General features: G+C 66.7%; 15 protein-coding genes. 10 read left to right on the top strand and 5 right to left on the bottom strand.

The features are described from left to right. The first annotated feature begins 120 nt into the window (after positions 1 to 120). Together H7A87_RS01815 and H7A87_RS01820 are read left to right on the top strand one after the other, a co-directional pair. Positions 121 to 1,488, top strand: coding sequence for a cellulase family glycosylhydrolase (locus tag H7A87_RS01815; protein WP_119129365.1), 1,368 nt, complete (start codon positions 121 to 123; stop codon positions 1,486 to 1,488). Between the two features lie 48 nt (positions 1,489 to 1,536). Continuing rightward, positions 1,537 to 1,803: a YkgJ family cysteine cluster protein gene (locus tag H7A87_RS01820; protein WP_104650573.1), complete on the top strand. Its 267-nt coding sequence runs from the start codon at positions 1,537 to 1,539 to the stop codon at positions 1,801 to 1,803. Between the two features lie 256 nt (positions 1,804 to 2,059). Here H7A87_RS01820 and H7A87_RS01825 read toward each other — a convergent pair whose 3' ends face one another. After that, the gene (locus H7A87_RS01825) at positions 2,060 to 2,605 is read right to left on the bottom strand and encodes a gamma carbonic anhydrase family protein (protein WP_026064577.1); all 546 of its coding nucleotides are present in this window, start codon (positions 2,603 to 2,605) and stop codon (positions 2,060 to 2,062) included. 730 nt (positions 2,606 to 3,335) lie between these two features. On the opposite strand from H7A87_RS01825, the gene H7A87_RS01830 reads away from it, so the two are divergent. The 6 genes from H7A87_RS01830 (at position 3,336) to H7A87_RS01855 (ending at position 10,543) form a co-directional block, all read left to right on the top strand. Continuing rightward, positions 3,336 to 4,643, top strand: coding sequence for an MFS transporter (locus H7A87_RS01830; RefSeq protein ID WP_119129366.1), 1,308 nt, complete (start codon positions 3,336 to 3,338; stop codon positions 4,641 to 4,643). A 137-nt stretch (positions 4,644 to 4,780) separates the two neighbouring features. Beyond that, complete coding sequence (locus H7A87_RS01835; protein ID WP_119129468.1) at positions 4,781 to 6,019, top strand: HD-GYP domain-containing protein; 1,239 nt, start codon at positions 4,781 to 4,783, stop codon at positions 6,017 to 6,019. 586 nt (positions 6,020 to 6,605) lie between these two features. Next, positions 6,606 to 7,082, top strand: a complete 477-nt coding sequence (locus H7A87_RS01840; RefSeq protein WP_104583863.1) for a MarR family transcriptional regulator — start codon at positions 6,606 to 6,608, stop codon at positions 7,080 to 7,082. Between the two features lie 208 nt (positions 7,083 to 7,290). After that, on the top strand, positions 7,291 to 8,232 hold the full coding sequence (locus H7A87_RS01845) for a transporter (protein WP_119129469.1): 942 nt from the start codon (positions 7,291 to 7,293) through the stop codon (positions 8,230 to 8,232). A gap of 33 nt (positions 8,233 to 8,265) precedes the next feature. Beyond that, positions 8,266 to 9,033: a coniferyl-alcohol dehydrogenase gene (locus H7A87_RS01850; RefSeq protein ID WP_119129367.1), complete on the top strand. Its 768-nt coding sequence runs from the start codon at positions 8,266 to 8,268 to the stop codon at positions 9,031 to 9,033. A 28-nt stretch (positions 9,034 to 9,061) separates the two neighbouring features. Further along, entirely contained in the window at positions 9,062 to 10,543 is a 1,482-nt protein-coding gene (locus tag H7A87_RS01855; protein WP_104650575.1) for a benzaldehyde dehydrogenase, read from the top strand. A 597-nt stretch (positions 10,544 to 11,140) separates the two neighbouring features. Here H7A87_RS01855 and H7A87_RS01860 read toward each other — a convergent pair. Beyond that, positions 11,141 to 12,037 (bottom strand): helix-turn-helix domain-containing protein, encoded by an 897-nt coding sequence (locus H7A87_RS01860; protein ID WP_119129368.1) that lies wholly within the window; start codon positions 12,035 to 12,037, stop codon positions 11,141 to 11,143. 98 nt (positions 12,038 to 12,135) lie between these two features. On the opposite strand from H7A87_RS01860, the gene pobA reads away from it, so the two are divergent. Together pobA and H7A87_RS01870 are read left to right on the top strand one after the other, a co-directional pair. Continuing rightward, a complete protein-coding gene (gene pobA / locus H7A87_RS01865; RefSeq protein ID WP_119129369.1) occupies positions 12,136 to 13,320 on the top strand; it encodes a 4-hydroxybenzoate 3-monooxygenase in 1,185 nt (394 codons plus the stop codon). Between the two features lie 257 nt (positions 13,321 to 13,577). After that, positions 13,578 to 14,090: a nuclear transport factor 2 family protein gene (locus H7A87_RS01870; RefSeq protein ID WP_119129370.1), complete on the top strand. Its 513-nt coding sequence runs from the start codon at positions 13,578 to 13,580 to the stop codon at positions 14,088 to 14,090. 135 nt (positions 14,091 to 14,225) lie between these two features. Here the strand turns inward: H7A87_RS01870 and glpK are convergent, their stop codons facing one another. The 3 genes from glpK to glpD form a co-directional block, all read right to left on the bottom strand. Then, a complete protein-coding gene (gene glpK, locus H7A87_RS01875; protein WP_104583856.1) occupies positions 14,226 to 15,725 on the bottom strand; it encodes a glycerol kinase GlpK in 1,500 nt (499 codons plus the stop codon). Between the two features lie 133 nt (positions 15,726 to 15,858). Next, entirely contained in the window at positions 15,859 to 16,680 is an 822-nt protein-coding gene (locus tag H7A87_RS01880) for an MIP/aquaporin family protein (RefSeq protein ID WP_104650579.1), read from the bottom strand. A 179-nt stretch (positions 16,681 to 16,859) separates the two neighbouring features. After that, positions 16,860 to 18,374: a glycerol-3-phosphate dehydrogenase gene (gene glpD, locus H7A87_RS01885; RefSeq protein WP_119129470.1), complete on the bottom strand. Its 1,515-nt coding sequence runs from the start codon at positions 18,372 to 18,374 to the stop codon at positions 16,860 to 16,862. Positions 18,375 to 18,591 lie beyond the last annotated feature (217 nt).

Below are 18,591 nucleotides of genomic sequence, written 5' to 3' on the forward strand. Positions count from 1 at the left end.
GCGAACCGGAGCGCAGATCGCGCCGCCGGGACATCGGCAGGATTGTCCCTAGACCGGTGCGGCCAATGGGGGGAGCAGCACCGCCAAGGATCTTCACCAACGGCACCGCAGGAGGCGCCCATGTCCGACCATCCTCATTCACGCCGCACGGCGGCAACGTCGCATCCCATCGACCAGACGCCGGCGGCAACGGCCGGCATCACCCGCCGTCGCGTGCTGCAGGGTGCAGCCGGGGCGGCGGCGCTGGCGGGCCTCGGGTGGGGCGGCCGCGCGGCCGCGCAGAGCGCCACCCTGCCGTTCGCGGGCCTGAACCTGTCGGGCCTGGCCTCCAACAGCTATGTGGAGAATGCCGAGATCGGCACGCATTACCGCGCCATCACCGCGCAGCACGTGGCTGCCGCCGGGGCCTGCCCGCTGTTCCGGCTGCCGACCACCGCCGCGCGCTTCACGCGTGGGCAGGGCGTGGCCTTGAACGAGACCTACTGCCGCCAGGTCCAGGACGCACTGGACCACATCGCTGCACGCGGCAAGCGCGCCATCGTGGAGCTGCACGACTACATGCGCCTGCCGCAGCGGGTGGCCGCCAAGTCCGGCTACCGGCGCGACGCCAGCGGCACGCTTGTCGATGCACGCGGCAACCGCGTCGACAACCCGGCCGCAGCCGAGGTCTGGGCCGACACCTATCCGCTGCGCAGCTTCGGCTACCAGGGCTATTTCGATCGCCGCGACCAGTTGCTCAAGCTCTACGAATACCGCGTGATCGGCACGCCGGGGTGCACGCTCTACAACGAGGCCGGCCTGCCCGACCTGTGGGCACGCATCGTCAACCGCTTCAGGCAACACCCGGCGGTGTTCGGCTGGGGCGTGATGAACGAGCCATACCAGGGAAAGGAGCGCAACGCCGATGGCAGCGTGTTGTCGATGGCGGCGCACTGGCAGAACACCGCCACCGCGTGCTGCAAGACCATCATCGATCGCGACCGCGACCACTTCGTGTTCGTGTGCGGCAACGGCTATGCCAGTGCCCGGCTCTGGCAGCAGGACTCGATGGGCCTGTTCGACATCCCCGATCCCTACAACCGCATCGTCTACGAAGCGCACAACTACCTGGATAGCGACGGAGCTGGCGGCGGCAACTGGGTCGGGCCCGGCGGGCGCAACGAGGTGGTCAAGCCGGACACCGGCATCGAGATGGTGGCGCCCTTCATCGAAGCCCTGCAGCATGCCGGCAAACGCGGCTATCTGGGTGAGCATGGCTATCCGGCCGACAACCACAGCGCGGAGGTCGCCACCACCCGGATGCTGGCCCATCTGCAGGCCAACAATATCCCCAGCACGCAGTGGTGCTTCGGCCCCGGCTGGCCGGATGACGATGTGCTGGGCATGAGCTACGACGTGGGCGCGGACATCCAGGCCAAGAGCAATCTCGCTGCGGTGCAGGCCTTCTTCGACGTGCGCCTGTCCGGCTACGTGCCGCCACCTCTCTAACCCCGGCGCCGCCGCGGCCCGGAGGACGCGGCGGTTTACACTGATGGCATGCGCATGGACTTCCCGTGCCGCGCCGGCTGCGCGGCCTGTTGTATTGCCCCGTCGATCAGTTCGGCGATCCCCGGCATGCCGCAGGGCAAGCCGGCGGGCGTGCCCTGCGTGCAGCTCGATGGCCGGGGCCGGTGCCGCCTGTTCGGCTTGCCGACGCGGCCGGCGGTGTGCGCCAGCCTGCGCCCGTCCGAGGACATGTGCGGCGCTTCGCGCGCCCAGGCGCTGGCCACGTTGACGGCACTGGAGCAGGCCACGCGGCCGTAAGCGGCGCCAGGTCACCGGCGTCCTTGCCGCCATGCAACCCCGCCGCCATGCAACCCGCGGCTGGCTGCAGCTGCGCCGCATCCCGGGCGGCCAGGGGATACGCGCGCGCGGCGCGTTGCTGCCGTCATCTCTCTGCGCGTCGGCCTGCCAGCAGCAGGCCACGGGCGTCTGCGGCAGGTGCATCCAGCTCGAAGGCGGTGTACCCGTGTCGCAGAGGGCCGATGCTGGCCTGCAGCCGCAGGGCGGGGACCCGGATTCAGCCCGCGCTGGCGCCGCCCAGATACTGATCCTTGAGCCGCACGTAATGCTGAGCGGAGTAATGCAGGCTTTCGATTTCCTTGTCGCTGAGGGTGCGGGCCAGGCGCGCGGGATTGCCCAGCCACAATTCGCCTTCGCCGACGATCTTGCCCGGGCCGACCACCGCCCCGGCACCGACAAAGCCGTAGCGCTTGACGGTGGCACCGTCGAGCACGCAGGCACCCATGCCGATCAGGCACAGGTCTTCAATGGTGCAGGCATGCAGGATGGTGCCGTGGCCAACCGTGACGTCGGCGCCGATCAGCGTCGGGTAGCCGGCCTTGTTGAACGGGCTATGGTGACTGACGTGGATGATGGTGCCGTCCTGCACGTTGGTACGTGCGCCGATCTGCACATGATTGACGTCGCCGCGAATCACCGTGCCCGGCCACACCGATACATCATCGCCCAGGCTCACCTTGCCGATGATGGTGCAGGCAGGGTCGACATAGACGCGTGCGCCCAGTTGCGGGGTGTGGTCCAGGAACGAGCGAATCGGGGTCACGATGATCTCCAGCATGTCGGCGTGCCGCCCGGTGCGGGCACTGCCGGCATGATAGCGGGGCGACTGTCGCATGCGGCAAGCGCTGGCGTGGCAAATGACCTGTCTGGCTGTGGCCGTGGATGACGCAGCGGCGCGGCGTGTTGAAACGACCGACGCCAGAACCGGTGGGGCTACGCCTGAATGTTTGCTGGAGCTCCGAAGGGATCGAGTTGCACTGCGTGTGGAGGTTTGCAGTCATGCGCATCTAGCGTCGTTCAAGTTCGCTACCGCGAAATCTTGCATGCCATGCCTGCGCGACGAGTGCAGCAATGCGCTTCGCACTCCGGACCAGACGAACGTGGCGGTTACCCGGTCCGATCGCACGCCAGGTCACGCGCTGCAGCAGTAGGCGCGAGGTCGATCGTGTCCGTGCAAGCAATCCGCATACCCCGGGTGCCGCCATGCAGACACCTCAACGAATGCATGGCGAGCCAGGCGAAGCGCTCTGCCAGCCTGTTCGATAAGCGCACACCAGTGCGTGCGGTTGTATTGAACGTCCCCTGCGATCGGCCTAGCGTGCCGATGACGTTTTGCAACGCGGCGCTCGTGCTGCGTTGCAGTGCCGATGCATTGTCGAGTGCCGCTGCTGCTTCGAGGCTTGCCCGCATCTTCGTCGTGCTGCCCCTGCACGCTCGCATGGCCACGCATGCAGCTGCCAACGCACCTGCCATTCCTACACCAGGATCACCCGATGACCCAGAGCGCCGTGACACCTGCACCCTTCGTACTGGAACGCATGACGCCGTTCCAGTGGAGGGCGGTGGCGGTGTGCGTGTTGCTGACCATGCTCGATGGTTTCGATGTGATGGCGATGGCCTTCACCGCCCCACATGTGTCGGCGCAATGGCAGTTGTCGGGCAAGCTGCTCGGGGCCTTATTCAGTGCCGGATTGGTTGGCATGGCGGCGGGTTCGTTGCTGCTGGCGCCGCTGGCCGACCGCATCGGGCGGCGCGCGACGATCCTGGCCTGCCTGGCGATACTGACCGTGGGCATGGGCGCCTCGGCGCTGGCCACCGGCGTGTGGCAACTCGGCGCGTTGCGTGCGTTCACCGGCATCGGCATCGGCGGCATGCTGGCCTGCGTTGCGGTCATCGCTGCCGAGTATTCCACCGCCCGGTGGCGCAGCACGGCATTGGCGCTGCAGGCCACCGGTTACCCGATCGGCGCAACGCTGGGCGGCGCAATCGCGGCGTTGCTGTTGCAGCAATGGTCCTGGCACGCGGTGTTTGTGCTCGGTGCGCTCGGGTCACTGCTGTGCGTGCCCTTGGTGCTGGCGTTTTTGCCCGAGTCGCTGGATTTCTTGATCGCGCGGCGCCCGCCCGATGCAGCTGCACGCTTCAACGCGGTGCTCGCACGCATGGGCATGCTGCCGCATGCGGTACTGCCGTCACCGCCGCAGATTCCCAATCGGGCGCAGGGCTATGCGGCCCTGTTCGTGCCGGCACTGCGGCGGCAGTCGCTGTTGATCGCGCTGGCGTTCTTTCTGCTGATGTTCGCGTTCTATTTCGTACTCAGCTGGACCCCGAAGCTGCTGGTCGTGGCCGGCTTGTCGGCGGCGCAGGGCGTGACCGGTGGCGTCTTGTTGAATCTGGGCGGCATTGCCGGCGGGGCGGTCTTCAGCGCATTGGCCGCACGTGCGCGCCTGTCGCGGCTGACCGCCGGCGCGCTGGGGATCTCGGCGCTGGCGCTGCTGGCCTTTGGCCTCTACAACACCGTGCTGAGTTGGGCGTTCGTCATCGCGGTGCTGAGCGGCGCGGCGCTGTTTGCCGCCATCGCCGGGCTGTATGCGGTGGCGCCGGTGGTCTTCACGGCGGCGGTGCGTTCCACCGGCATGGGCTGGGCGATCGGGGTGGGCCGCTTCGGCGCGATCGCCTCGCCGCTGTGCGTGGGCCTGCTGGTGGACGCGGGCTGGTCGCCGGCGGCCCTGTACCTGGCCTGCAGCGTGCCGCTGCTGCTTGCGGCCATCGCCGTGCTGGGCATGCGCCTGCCGGCGCGCTGAACTGCCCGGCTGGCGGTTGTCGCGCAGCCGAGCGAGGTCGACCGGGCCAAAGAAATGCTGCGCACTGCCGATACCCCGACAGACCCTCCATCGTTGTGGCGGGCTCTTCCGCGGACCATTTGCAGATCAGCGCCGGCATGCTCAGAACCATCGACTCCGATCAACTCCGCCCCGGCATGTATGTCTACAAGCTGCTGGGCGCGTGGGTGCACCATCCGTTCTGGAAGACCTCGTTCCTGGTCGATTCGGATGACGTGGAGAAGATCCATGGCAGCCGGATCGAGCAACTGGTGATCGATACCGCGCGTGGCCTGGATCTGGAAACGGCGGCGCCGGACGCACCGGACCCGGAGCCCGAGCCGGCGGTACCGCCACCATCACCGACGCCCGAGCCGCCCACCGCCACGCGCACCGCACGCACCAACAGCGTCACCGCGCAGGTCGGCATCGAGTCCGAAGTGGTGCGCGCACGCAAGATCTTCGAAGACGGGCGCGACACGGTCGAGGCGATGTTCCGCGACGTGCGGCTTGGACGTACCGTCGACACCGAGGCGGCGATGCCGCTGGTGGAAGCCATCAACGAGTCGGTCCTGCGGCATCCGCAGGCCCTGATCAGCGTGGCAAGGCTCAAGACCGCCGACGACTACACCTATCTGCATTCGATGGCGGTGGCCGGCCTGATGAGCGGGCTGGCGCGCCAGCTCGGCTTGCCCGAAGGGCAGGTCGTCGAGGCGGCCATGGGCGGCCTGCTGCACGACATGGGCAAGGCGGTGACGCCGCTGGACATCCTCAACAAGCCGGGCAAGCTCACCGACGACGAAATGGAGGTCATGCGCCAGCATCCGCTGGATGGTCATCGCCTGCTGGTGGCCGGCGGCGTGCAGAACGCGGTGGTGCTGGAGATCGCGCTGCACCATCACGAGAAAATGGACGGCAGCGGCTACCCGAACCGCCTGGTGGGCGAGGACATCTCACTGATGTCGCGGATGGGCGCGGTGTGCGATGTGTACGACGCCATCAGCTCCGACCGCCCCTACAAGCGCGGTTGGGATCCGGCCGAATCGCTCAAGCGCATGGCGTCGTGGCAGGGGCATTTCGACCCGGTGGTGTTCCAGGCCTTCGTGCGCCGGCTGGGGATTTATCCGGTCGGCTCGCTGGTGCGGCTGGAGTCGCAGAGACTGGCGGTGGTGATCGAGCAGACCGCCGATGCGCTGCTCAAGCCCAAGGTCCGCGTGTTCTATTCGGCCAAGTTGCGCAGCCATGTGCTGGTGCAGGATATCGATCTGTCGCGGCCGGATTGCCAGGACCGCATCGCACAGATGGAAAGCCCCACCGACTGGGGCTTCCGCGATCTCGAGAAGCTGTGGTTGCCGTAATCGGTAATTCGTAACCCGTAGGCCACCAGTTAGCAGTTGGCCTAGCTGGCACGCAGATGCATCGAGCGAGCGCCACGCCAGTTGAGGAATCCCGCTGGGTGATTGGGCTGGATGCGCAAGCGTCGCGTGGTGACAACCGCAGCGTTGTCCTCGTGCTTGCCGCTACCGCTGCCAGGCCCGGCACACCGCACGCACCCGTGCCCGGCGCGCCGGCCGCAAGCCGGTTGCCGCACCACCACCAGGCGCATTGGTCAGCCTGGCGAGCGCGACCATGCTGCGCTGCAGCTTGGCAATGTAGTTATGATCCATAACTATTCCGGAACGCAATCACTTGCCGACCTGGAACCCATGTCTCAGCCGTGCCTGGATGACCGTCGCTTCCCACACCTGCCTGCCGCCGCAGACGGCCGCCCTGTGCTGGCGCTGGACCGGCACCTGCATGCTGTGGCCTGCCTGCACGACGGGGCCACGCCCCCCTCGGCATGCCTGAGCGCGTCTACAATGCAGCTCACGCCGCGGACCGGCGTTGCGGGCAGTGTGCGTTGCGCGCACCGGTCCGCCCGTCGTCTTCGCTGCGAGAACCGTCATGTCCGTCACTGCCAATGCCGCCCTGCCGCCGGATGCCGTCACCACGGTGGATCAGGCGCGCCTGCTGCGGCTGCTGGGCTACCGCATCACCCGCACCGAGTTGCTGGTGCGGCGGATGTTTCAGGACTGCGTGGCAGCGTTCGATCTCAAGCCGGTGGACTTCTCGCTGCTGATGCTGGTGGACGGAAACCCGGGCATCAACCAACGCCAGATCGGCGATGTGCTGCACGTGTCGGCGCCCAACCTGGCGATCGTGGTGGCACGCCTGGTCAAGCGCCGCCTGCTGCGGCAGGTGCGGGGACGCCAGGACCGACGCATGCAGCACCTGTCGCTGACCACCGCCGGTGTGACCCTGCTGAGCGCCGCCGAGGCCGAAGTGCTGCGCATGGAACAGCAACTCAGCGTGGTGCTTGGCAGCAGCGAGGCGCCGTTGCTGCGCGCACTCGACCGGCTGGACCGTCTGGACACCGCGTAATCCGCAACTGCCGTGCAGGCGCACGGCCCGCTTTCCACCTGAGCTTTGCACGCGCTGTCGCCGGCGTGTCGATCGCGCCTGCCTGACCGTTGTCCCGCCGCAGTGTCCGCTGTCCCTCCCCGTGTTGGAGATGTTTGCAGTGAACTATCGATCGGTCCTGTCTGGGTTGTCTTCCCGCGTGTCGCCGCTGCGCCGCGCAGCGCTTGCCATGGTGGCGCTGCTTGCTGCCGGCACGGCCGGGGCGCAAAACCTGCCGCAGAGTACGACGCTGACCAATGGCATCAATACCGGCGGTACCAGCTACCTGGACGGCTTCACCCGCACCACGCCCGGCTGGGCGGTGATTACCTATCTGCGTCGGAGCTCACTGGATGCGATCAAGGATTCCCGCGGCAACGATGTGCCGGTATTCGATCGCCCGCGCATCGATTCGACCCTGCTGCTGACCCAGGTCGCCTATGTCACGCCGTACAAGCTCTTTGGCGGCGCAGTGGGCATCAATACGTTGCTGCCGCTGATCAACCTGGATGCCTCGTTCGGGCGCAACAGCATTGCCAGCTTGCGCGACAACGGCGCCGGTGTGGGTGACCTGACCTTTGGCCCCTATCTGCAGATGCTGCCGGTGATCCGCAATGGCAGGCCGGTGTTCTCGCAGCGTTTCGAAATCAATGCGATCGCGCCGACCGGCAAGTTCGACCGCGACCGAGATCTCAATCAGGACGCCGGCTACTGGTCGCTGGTGCCGCAATATGCGTTCACCGTGTTCCCGACGCCCAACTGGGAAGTCAGCGCACGCATCAACTACATCTACAACTTCCGCAGCGAGCGGCGTCCGAACCTGCCGCCAGGCTTTGCGTTCCGCAACGGCCAGGCCGGCGATGCGGGCTGGATCAACTTCGCCACGTCCTGGGAAGTGGTGCCCGACATCCGGCTTGGCGTGAATGCCTATTACCTCACCCAGTTCCGCGATAACCGCACCAACGGGCAGCGCGTGGCCGACACCCGTCAACGCGTGTTCTATGCCGGCCCCGGCGGCGTGTGGCGGATGGATGCCAACAACATGCTGTTTGCCAATGTGTATCTGCCGGTGGAGGTCAAGAACGCTGCCTCCGGCAACAACGTCAACCTGCAGTACGTCCATGTGTTCTAGCGCCGGTACGGCCGGCCTCTTCGGAGAGTGGCAATGAATTTGCAGTACAAGACGATCGTGGTCACCGGCGTGGCATCGGGCATTGGTGCCGAAGTGGCGCGCCTGGCCCGTTTCCATGGTGCCAGGGTGATCGGCGTCGATCGCACGCCGGTGCAGATGTCGCTGCACGGGTTCCACCAGGCCGATCTTGGCGATCCGGCGTCCATCGATGCGCTGGTGCAGGCCTTGCCGGAGCGCATCGACGCGCTGGCCAACGTGGCCGGCGTGCCCGGCACCGCACCGCTGGATGTCGTGGCGCGCGTCAACTACCTGGGTCTGCGCCATTTGAGCCAGGCGCTGCTGCCGCGCATGACGCCTGGCGGTTCCATCATCAACGTGGCCTCCATCCTGGGCGCCGAATGGCCGCAACGCCTGGAGCTGCACAAGCAGCTGGCCGCCACCGACAGCTTTGCGTCCGGCACTGCGTGGTTGCAGGCGCATCCGGTGAGCCACGACACCTGCTACCAGTACTTCAAGGAAGCGCTGATCGTCTGGACCCTGCTGCAGTCGCGGCCCTGGTTCGCCGAGCATGGCGTGCGCGTCAACAACGTCGCGCCCGGACCGGTGTTTACGCCGATTCTCGGCGATTTCGTCACCATGCTCGGCGAGGAGCGCGTCAAGGAAGACGCCAAGCGCATGACGCGTCCGGCGTACGCCGACGAGGTGGCCGAGGCCATCGTGTTTCTCGCCTCCGATGCTGCGCGCTGGATCAACGGCATCACCTTGCCGGTCGATGGCGGGCTGGCGTCCACCACCCTGTAACACCACCCCCTCAGCAGGAGGCTAGACCATGAACGCTCTCCCCAACACCGCGATTGCCGCGTCGTCCGTCCCGGCGTGGCATGGCTGTATCTTCAATGGCGACTGGGTGCCCGGCAACGGCGGCACCGCGCAGATCATCGAACCGGCCACCGGCAAGCTGCTGCACGAAGTCGGCAAGGCCGATCTGGCCGATGTCGCCGCTGCCGTGGCGCTGGCGAAAAAAGCGCAACGTGCCTGGGCAGCCACGACGCCGCGTGAGCGCGCTGCCGTGTTTCACCGTGCCGCGCAGCTGATGGAAGCACGCAGTGCGGAAGCGGCGCTGCTGATCGCGCGCGAGACCGGCGGCATCCTGCCCAAGGCCCAGCGCGAAGTGAACGAGTCGGTGGTGTTCTATCAGCAGGCGGCGGCGCTGCCGCTGCAGGCCGTCGGCCAGGTGCTGCCCACCGGCGCCGGCCAGCTCAGCCTGGCCCGGCATCTGCCGCTGGGCGTGATCGCGGTGATTTCCCCGTTCAATTTCCCGTTGATCCTGTCGCTGCGGTCGGTGGCTCCGGCGCTGGCGATGGGCAATGCGGTGGTGCTCAAGCCCGACCCGCGCACGCCGTACACCGGTGGCGTGGTCATCGCGCAGGTGCTGGAGGAAGCGGGCCTGCCGAAGGGCTTGTTGCACGTGCTGCACGGCGATGCCGCCATCGGCCAGGCGCTGGTCGAATCGCCGGATGTCCCGATGATTGCCTTTACCGGCTCCACCGCTGCCGGGCGACGCATCGGCGAGATCGCGGGCCGGCACCTGAAGAAGGTATCGCTGGAGCTGGGCGGCAACAACGCGGTGATCGTGCTCGACGACGCCGATCTGGACAGGGCGGCCTCTGCCGTGGCGTTCGGCGCCTACATGCATCAAGGGCAGATCTGCATGGCCACCGGCCGCGTGCTGGTCCAGCGCGGTATTGCCGATGCGCTGACCCAGCGGCTGGCTGAAAAGGCCAGGCATCTGCCGGTTGGCGATCCGGTCAGCGGCACCGTGGCACTGGGCCCGATCATCGACCAGCGCCAGCTGCAGCGTGTGATCGATATCGTGGACGACAGCGTCGCCGCCGGTGCGGTGGTGGAAGCCGGTGCCAGCAACGAAGGCCTGTTCTATGCGCCGACGGTGCTGTCCAACGTGCGTCCGGGCATGCGTGCATTCGACGAGGAAGTCTTCGGGCCGGTGATCAACATCACCGTGTTCGACACCGACGAAGAAGCCGCGGAACTGGCCAACCATGGCGAGTACGGCCTGGCCGCCGGCATCCTGTCGGCATCGGTGTCGCGCGCGATGAACCTGGGCGACAAGCTCCATACCGGCCTGTTGCACATCAACGATCAGACCGTGTCCGACGAAGTCATCAACCCCTTCGGCGGTACCGGTGCCTCGGGCAACGGCACCAGTGTCGGCGGGCCGGCCGACTGGGAGCAGTACACCCACTGGCAGTGGCTGACGATCAAGAACGAAGTGCCGCAATACCCGTTCTGACCGGCGTGGGCGACCGACTGCGCCAAGGGCCAAGCAGCACACTCGCGGCGTCGAGGGCGCGGTGCCCTCACCGCTTGCGGGACACACCGTGAACCCGTCCCTGGGGGGCTCGGTGGCGGCATCCATGCCGCCACACGGTCCCGCAACCGGCGAGGACACCGCACCAGACAGTTGGCCGGCACTCATCTGAAAAGCTGTCTCTCGTGCGGTGTGCATCAGACGTGGAGCCGATGCTCCATGGTCGAACAAGGCGCATCCAGCACGGCTCTTAGCCTTGCACACCGACCATCTCGCCTGGGTCCTTGCCCGCTCACCGTCGCGGGACCCTGAGCGGCATGGATGCCGCGCCGGAGCCTACAAGGACGTACTTGCGGCGTGTCCCGCGATGGTGGGCGGGCAAGGGCCCTGCAGCAAACTGACAGCATCGAGTGCGCGCTGCCTTCACCGCTCGCGGGACACGCCGTGAACCCATCCCCGGGAGCTCGGTGGCGGCATCCATGCCGCCACACGGTCCGGCAATCGGCGAGGACACCGCACCGGACAGTCCGCTGGTTACTTTGTTGAAAACCCTGCAACCAGGCCGCAGATAAGCCGCTCTTAATCGCCAGCGCGAAAGCGCGTCGGCGAACAGCCGGTGTGACGTACGAAATAGCGGCTGAAGTACGCAGCGTCGAAAAATCCAAGGTCCGCGGCGATCTGCTGCACGCTCAGGCTGGTGTAGCGCAGGCTGCGGCGGGCTTCGAGCATGATGCGGCGCTGCAGTAATTGCAGTGCCGAGGCGCCGGCCAGTCGCTGGCACAACGCATTGAGATGGCCCGGCGTCAGGCCCAATTGCTGGGCATAGCGGGAGACCGGCCAATGCGCACGGTAGTACTGGTCGATCAAGGCCTGATAGCCGCGGAGATGGCGTAGTGCCGGGTCGGCATACGGACTCACCGCAGCGGCATCCTGCGCGTGTTCCAGCGCCGTGCGGGCGGTCCAGATCAACAACTGCGCTGCGGCGGCGTGCAATGCGGCCTCATGGCCGACGCGTCGGCAGGCATGGTCGTCGGCAATGCTGGCGAACAGCACGTCGAGCAGCCCGCGTGCGCGCTGTGCGCGCAGGACCTGCGGGATGGTCAGGGCAGCCTGCAACAGCGGTGCAGCACTCAAGGCGTCGCGCACCAGCGGCATGCACAAGGTGATGATGTGGCCGCGCACCCGCGGATCGAACCCGAAGCCATGCACGCACAGCGGCGGCAGCCAGATCACGCGCGCGCCACGCAGGCGCTGGCTGCGGCCATCCAGCTGCAGCGTCGCCGGCCCGCGTTGCACGTACAGCAACTGTGCCAGGTCCTCGTGCCGGTGCGGAGCGATGTGCCAGTCATGTAGCCGGCTGCGTGCGGCAATCGACTCCCAGTGCAACAACTCGGGTGTGTCGGCGTGCTGCTCGCCGTACAGGCCGAAGGCGGGCACCGCGGTGGCTGCAGCAATGGCGTGCGCGCGTCTGGGCATCGTCGAAAAGTCCAAGCACTGCGCGCAATCATCCCTTCACTGCACGCGCTTGGCTACCCACACTGGCCTGCATCCGTCAGCTGGGGCAGGAGCATTGCATGCGAACCCAAATCGCGATCATCGGCGCCGGCCCGTCCGGCCTGTTGCTGGGCGAGCTGTTGCTGCGGGCCGGCATCGACACCGTGGTGATCGAGCGGCAGACGCCGGACCACGTGCTGGGGCGGATTCGTGCCGGCGTGCTGGAACAGGGCAGTGTGGCGCTGTTGCAGCGGGCAGGGGTTGGCGAACGCGTGCAGCGCGAGGGCCTGCCGCATCACGGCTTCGAACTGTCGCTGGATGGCCGCCGGGAGCGGATCGACCTGCTGCGCGGTTGCGGACGTAGCGTCACCGTCTACGGCCAGACCGAGGTCACTGCCGATCTGATGCAGGCACGTGCACGCAGCGCTGCGCCGACGTACTACAGCGCGCAGGACGTGACGCTGTGCGGGGTGGAAAGCGACGCACCCGCGGTGGAGTTCACCCATGAGGGCCGGCGCCAGCGCATCGACTGCGACTACATCGTCGGCTGCGACGGCTTCCATGGCATCAGCCGCGCCAGCATTCCGCCCGAGCGACTGCGCCTGTTCGAGCGGGTGTATCCGTTCGGGTGGCTTGGGGTGCTTGCCGACACCCCGCCGGTCCACGACGAGTTGGTCTACGCGCAGCACCCGCGCGGCTTCGCGTTGTGTTCGATGCGCTCGCCGACGCGTTCGCGCTACTACGTACAGGTACCGGCCGATGCGCGGGTAGAGGCATGGAGCGACCAGGCGTTTTGGGATGCATTGCGTGCGCGGTTGCCCGAGACGCTGGCTGCGCAACTGATCACCGGGCCATCGATCGAGAAGAGCATTGCGCCGTTGCGTAGCTTCGTCGCCGAGCCGATGCAGTGCGGGCGCCTGTTCCTGGCCGGCGACGCGGCGCATATCGTGCCGCCCACCGGCGCCAAGGGCTTGAATCTGGCGCTGGCCGATGTCGGCCTGCTTGCGCAATTGTTCGAGCGCTGGAACGCGCGTGGCGATGCCGAGGTGCTGCAACGGTACTCGGCGCTGGCGCTGCAACGCGTCTGGAAGGCCGAACGGTTTTCATGGTGGATGACCACCTTGCTGCATACCTTCGCCGACCAGGACGCGTTCACCGCACGCATTCATGCCGCGGAGCTGGAGTATCTGCTGGGCAGCGAGGCAGGGCGCACCACGGTGGCTGAAAACTACGCCGGCCTGCCACTGGTGGAACTGCCGGAGTAAGTGTGGCCATGACCGCTGCCGGAGATTCCCCGTGTGCGCCTGAGAATTCGGCCGCAGTGGTTACCTATGGATTACCACCAATGCCGGAAGTGCCCTGGTGCACTCCAGGGCGGCTAGCGGGCGAGCAGACGCGGCCGTTAGGCTGGCGGCGACGCGTAGAAACCCTGTCTGCCAAGGCGCGTCATTCCCCCAATCAGCGGCGCACCGTGCTGGCGTTCCAGCCAGCGTAGCGCCCGTCTCCACATAAGGAGTCTTCCATGAATAAGCTGTTCTCCCGCGCCTTGCTACTGGTCATGCTGGTAGCGCCGGTGGCTGCGTTCGCGCAGACCGCGGTGACCGAAAATCCCAACCACCAGAAGATGCTGCTCGGCTCCACCTGGTCCGAGACTGTCAACAAGCGGCTGGTTTACGACTTCTGGCGCATCGTGTTCGAGGCCGGGCAGGTGCAGGAAGCGCCGAAATACATGGACAAGAACTACATCCAGCACAACCCGAACGTGGCGAACGGCCGCGATGCCTTCATCGCGTTCCTGACCGCGTTCGTGCCGCCGACACCGGTGCAGGAACGCGTGCAGCTGCCGCTGGTGGCCATCACCGCCGACCGTGACCTGGTCACGCTGGTGTCGGTGCGCACGCTGCCGGATCCGCGCGATCCGAGCAAGACCTACACCACCACCTGGTTCGACATGTTCCGCATCGAAAAGGGCCTGATCAAGGAGCACTGGGATCCGGACACCATTGCCGGCCGCGCCAATACCGGCGGGCAGTAATCGCTGCTGCGTTGCAGGACTGCAGCGTGCAGCTCTGCAATGCGTGATCCGTGCAGGGCGTAACAACCATGCACGTGGTTGACGAAAACGACAACGCCCGCCTGATGGCGGGCGTCGTCGTCTCGATGGCAACGGTCAGCTGATACGGAAGCCCATCGTCGCTTCCACCGCCTGCTGCCAGCCGGCATACAGTTGTTCGCGCTTGTCCTCGGCCATGGTCGGCTCGAAGCGGCGATCCACCGCCCACTGCTTGGCGATCTCTTCGCGGCTGCTCCAGAACCCGGTTGCCAAGCCGGCCAGATAGGCCGCGCCGAGCGCAGTGGTTTCGGCCACTTCCGGGCGCAGCACCGGCACGTTGAGCATGTCGCTCTGGAACTGCGCCATGAAATCGTTGGCGATTGCGCCGCCGTCGGCGCGCAGTTCCTTCAGTTCGATGCCCGAATCGGCCTGCATCGCGGTCAACACGTCGCGGGTCTGGTACGCCATCGATTCCACCGCCGCGCGCACGAAATGTTCCTTGGTGGTGCCGCGGGTCAGCCCGAACACCGCGCCGCGGATATCACTGCGCCAGTACGGCGCGCCCAGGCCGACGAAGGCCGGCACCAGATAGACCCCGTCGTTGTCGCCGGCGCGTTCGGCATAGGCCTGCGAGTCGCTGGCCTTGCCGAGCATGCGCAGGCCGTCGCGCAGCCATTGCACCACCGACCCTGCGACGAAGATCGAGCCTTCCAGCGCATATTCGACCTTGCCGTCGATGCCCCAGGCAATCGTGGTCAACAGGCCGGCCTTGGACGCGACCGCCTTGTCGCCGGTGTTCATCAGCGCAAAGCAACCGGTGCCGTAGGTGTTCTTGGCCATGCCCGGTTCGAAGCAGGCCTGGCCGAACAACGCCGCCTGCTGGTCGCCGGCGATGCCCGCGATCGGCACCTGCTCGCCATAGAAATACTGGGTCTGGGTCATGCCGTAGATTTCGCTGGACGAGCGCACCTCCGGCAGCATCTCCTTCGGCACGTCGAGCATGGCCAGCAGCTCGGCATCCCACTCCAGCGTGTGGATGTTGTACATCAAGGTGCGCGATGCATTGGTGTAGTCGGTGACGTGCACCTTGCCGCCGGTGAGATTCCAGATCAGCCAGCTGTCGATGGTGCCGAAGGCCAGTTCGCCGTTGCGCGCGCGTTCGCGGGCGCCGTCGACGTGATCCAGGATCCACTTGACCTTGGTGCCGGAAAAATACGCATCGATCAGCAGGCCGGTCTTGTCGCGCACCATCTGCTCGTGCCCGGCCTCCTTGAGTTGCGTACAGATGTCCTTGGTCTGCCGCGATTGCCAGACGATGGCGTTGTAGATCGGCTGGCCGGTGGCCTTGTCCCACACCACCGCGGTCTCGCGCTGGTTGGTGATGCCGATGCCGGCGATCGAGCGCGCATCGATCTGCGCATTGTTGAGCAGCTCGGTGATCGTGGTGTAGACGCTGGTCATGATCTCGCGCGGGTTGTGTTCCACCCAGCCCGGCTGCGGAAAGATCTGGCCGAACTCGCGCTGCGCCACGCCGGCCACCTTGCCGTTGCGATCGAACAGCATCGCGCGCGAGCTGGTGGTGCCTTGATCGATCGCAAGGACGTATTGCTTTTCCATCGGAGATTCCTCGAACAATGCCGGCGTTGGCGCACGGCGAGAAAGTGGGCAATGCACGCCGCTGTTCGAGAGGCCAAGGAAACCGGGGCCTGCTCGACAGCGGCGCGGTGCTGTCAGTCGTGCAGCAACGCGGTCAGCGCGGATCGAGCGGCGCTTTGCCGCCTTGCAGATGGCGCACGCGTGCCGGCAGGAACGGCAGGATCAGCCACTGGTAGGCGAGTGCGCCGATCGGCCCGCCGATCAACGGGCCGACGATGGGGATCCACCAGTAGTTGTCCTTGGCCGGCAAGGCGGCTTCGCCCCAACCGGCAAGATAGGCGAACAGGCGCGGGCCGAAGTCGCGCGCCGGATTCATCGCCCAGGCTTCCAGATAGCCCATCGATGCGCCCAGCGTGGCCACCAGCAGGCCGATCATCAGCGCGCCGGAATTGGCGGTCGGCGCAGCTTCGTTGAACTGCTCGGTGATGGCGAAGATGCCGAAGATCAGGAACGCGGTGATGATGATCTGGTCGACCAGCGCATGCATCGGCGTGACCGCAAGGCCGGGCGCGGTGAAGAACACCCCGGCGGCGCCACCGGCTTCGCGGGTGAGCTGCTGCACCTGGTTGTAGTGGTCGATCACCGGGCCATACAACTGGTAGACGATGGCCGCGCCCAGGAACGCACCGATCACCTGCGCGCCCCAGTACGGCAGCACCTTCTTCCAGGAGAACCCGCGGAACAGTGCCAGCGCCAGCGTCACTGCCGGATTGGCATGCGTGCCGGACACCGAGCCGGTGACATAGATCGCCAGCGTCACCGCCAGGCCCCAGGCGATGCAGACGCCCCAATAGGCGTTCTGGTACGGGCTGGGATCGTAGAGGACGTACATGGCCGCGACCGAATCGCCGAGCGCGATGATGATGAACATCGCCACCGCTTCGGAAATCAACTCACCCACCAGTTGGCGGCTCATGCGCGCGACCCCGTGCCGATGGCGGCGACGCAGGCAGGGTGGTGCGATGCGCGCATCGGCGCGCAGGGGTGCTGGGTAATGCTCATCTGGGGGTGCCCTCCACGTGACTCAGGATGATGCCGGCGAATGCGCCAGGATACGTTGCCGAACGACCCGTCCTCGCCGGCAACGCGGTTCGATCAGGCCGGCACGACGTCCGCCTGCCGGACCGATTGCGTCTGCAGGTACGCTTCCAGGCGCGCGCGCCCAGCCGCGTCGATGCGCAGACCGAGTTTGCTGCGGCGCCACAGGATGTCGTCGGCGGTCACGGCCCACTCGTGGGCGCACAGGTAGTCCACCTCGGCCTGGTACAGATCGGCACCGAAGTGCGTGCCCAATGCCGCGATATCCTGCGCATCGCCCAGCAGCTGCTCCGCGCAGGTGCCGTAGTTGCGCACCAGCCGCTGCGCGGTGGGTGCCGGCAGCCACGGGCGTGCCGTGCGCACGCGTTCGAGCAGGCTGGCGATATCGCGCTGTTCGCCGCCGGGCAATGCATCGCCGCGCGCGGTCCATGCCGGCTTGCGGGCACCCAGTGCCTGGGTCAGGCGGTCGACCGCTTCTTCGGCCAGCTTGCGATAGGTGGTCAGCTTGCCGCCAAAGACGTTGAGCAACGGTGCGCCGTCGGTCAGCACTTCCAGCTGGTAATCGCGGGTGACTTCGGCGGCGTTGTCTTCGGCATCGTCGAGCAGCGGGCGCACGCCGCTATAGCTCCACACCACGTCGGCAGGGCTGATCTGCTGCTGGAAATACAGGTTCACCGCCTCGCACAGGTACTGCACCTCGGCCGCATCGATGCTGGGCGCGGCGGGGTCGGCCTGGTAATCCACGTCGGTGGTGCCGATCAGGGTGAAGTCGTGCTCGTACGGAATGGCGAACACGATGCGCCGATCCGGTTGCTGGAAGATGTACGCATGGTCGTGGTCGAACAGTTTTGGCACCACGATATGGCTGCCCTTGACCAGGCGCAGTGCGTGCTTGTGCGGCACCGCGGCGACCTTGTCCAGGAACGACACCGCCCACGGCCCGGCCGCATTGGCGAGCGCGCGCGCCTGCACGTTGCGGCGGCGGCCGTCGCGGTCTTCTAGTTCGGCGTACCAGAAGCCCGCATCGCGCCAGGCACCGACACAGCGCGTGCGCGTGCGGATCTGGGCACCGCGCCTGGCGGCGTCCATCGCATTGAGCACCACCAGCCGCGCGTCCTGCACCCAGGCATCGGAATAGACAAAGCCGGTGCGCAGCGATTCCTGCAGCGGCTGGCCGACCGGGTGCGTGCGCAGCGACAGCCGGCGCGAGCGCGGCAGGCTGCGCTTGCTGCCGCCGAGATGGTCGTACAGGAACAGACCGGCGCGAATCATCCAGGCCGGGCGCAGATGCGGTTGATGCGGCAGCAGGAAGCGCAGCGGCCAGATGATGTGCGGGGCCAGCCGCAGCAGCACTTCGCGCTCGGCCAGCGCCTTGCCGACCAGCGCGAACTCGTACTGCTCCAGGTAACGCAGGCCGCCGTGAATGAGCTTGGTGCTGGCGCTGCTGGTATGCGCGGCCAGGTCGTCCTGCTCGCACAGGCACACCGACAGGCCACGCCCGGCCGCATCGCGGGCGATGCCGACCCCGTTGATGCCGCCGCCTATCACCAGAAGATCGTATGTCTCGCCCATCGGTGTCTCCGTCCGGGCGCGCAGGAGCGAACCCAAGTTGTCATGTTCGAACATATTCGAACATCAAACCTTTTTGGAGCGTGAAGAGCTGCACGGCCCGGGCTGCGGGCGACGTTGCAATGTTTGAGCCTATCGGGAACTCAAATTCGATCGCCAGGGCGGATCGATCGGGCGATTCAATCGGGGTATGCGTTCCGCAAACGCACACAAACGAACA

Origin of the sequence: Xanthomonas sp. CPBF 426 (assembly GCF_903989465.1) — a bacterium.
Taxonomy (GTDB): Bacteria; Pseudomonadota; Gammaproteobacteria; order Xanthomonadales; family Xanthomonadaceae; genus Xanthomonas; species Xanthomonas euroxanthea.

What these genes read in the sequence shown, in the direction of transcription:
- H7A87_RS01815 (WP_119129365.1), top strand. Translation starts at nt 121, where the DNA reads ATGTCCGACCATCCTCATTCACGCCGCACGGCGGCAACGTCGCATCCC.
- H7A87_RS01820 (WP_104650573.1), top strand. Translation starts at nt 1,537, where the DNA reads ATGCGCATGGACTTCCCGTGCCGCGCCGGCTGCGCGGCCTGTTGTATT.
- H7A87_RS01830 (WP_119129366.1), top strand. Translation starts at nt 3,336, where the DNA reads ATGACCCAGAGCGCCGTGACACCTGCACCCTTCGTACTGGAACGCATG.
- H7A87_RS01835 (WP_119129468.1), top strand. Translation starts at nt 4,781, where the DNA reads ATGCTCAGAACCATCGACTCCGATCAACTCCGCCCCGGCATGTATGTC.
- H7A87_RS01840 (WP_104583863.1), top strand. Translation starts at nt 6,606, where the DNA reads ATGTCCGTCACTGCCAATGCCGCCCTGCCGCCGGATGCCGTCACCACG.
- H7A87_RS01845 (WP_119129469.1), top strand. Translation starts at nt 7,291, where the DNA reads ATGGTGGCGCTGCTTGCTGCCGGCACGGCCGGGGCGCAAAACCTGCCG.
- H7A87_RS01850 (WP_119129367.1), top strand. Translation starts at nt 8,266, where the DNA reads ATGAATTTGCAGTACAAGACGATCGTGGTCACCGGCGTGGCATCGGGC.
- H7A87_RS01855 (WP_104650575.1), top strand. Translation starts at nt 9,062, where the DNA reads ATGAACGCTCTCCCCAACACCGCGATTGCCGCGTCGTCCGTCCCGGCG.
- H7A87_RS01860 (WP_119129368.1), bottom strand. Translation starts at nt 12,037, where the DNA reads ATGCCCAGACGCGCGCACGCCATTGCTGCAGCCACCGCGGTGCCCGCC.
- pobA (WP_119129369.1), top strand. Translation starts at nt 12,136, where the DNA reads ATGCGAACCCAAATCGCGATCATCGGCGCCGGCCCGTCCGGCCTGTTG.
- H7A87_RS01870 (WP_119129370.1), top strand. Translation starts at nt 13,578, where the DNA reads ATGAATAAGCTGTTCTCCCGCGCCTTGCTACTGGTCATGCTGGTAGCG.
- glpK (WP_104583856.1), bottom strand. Translation starts at nt 15,725, where the DNA reads ATGGAAAAGCAATACGTCCTTGCGATCGATCAAGGCACCACCAGCTCG.
- H7A87_RS01880 (WP_104650579.1), bottom strand. Translation starts at nt 16,680, where the DNA reads ATGAGCCGCCAACTGGTGGGTGAGTTGATTTCCGAAGCGGTGGCGATG.
- glpD (WP_119129470.1), bottom strand. Translation starts at nt 18,374, where the DNA reads ATGGGCGAGACATACGATCTTCTGGTGATAGGCGGCGGCATCAACGGG.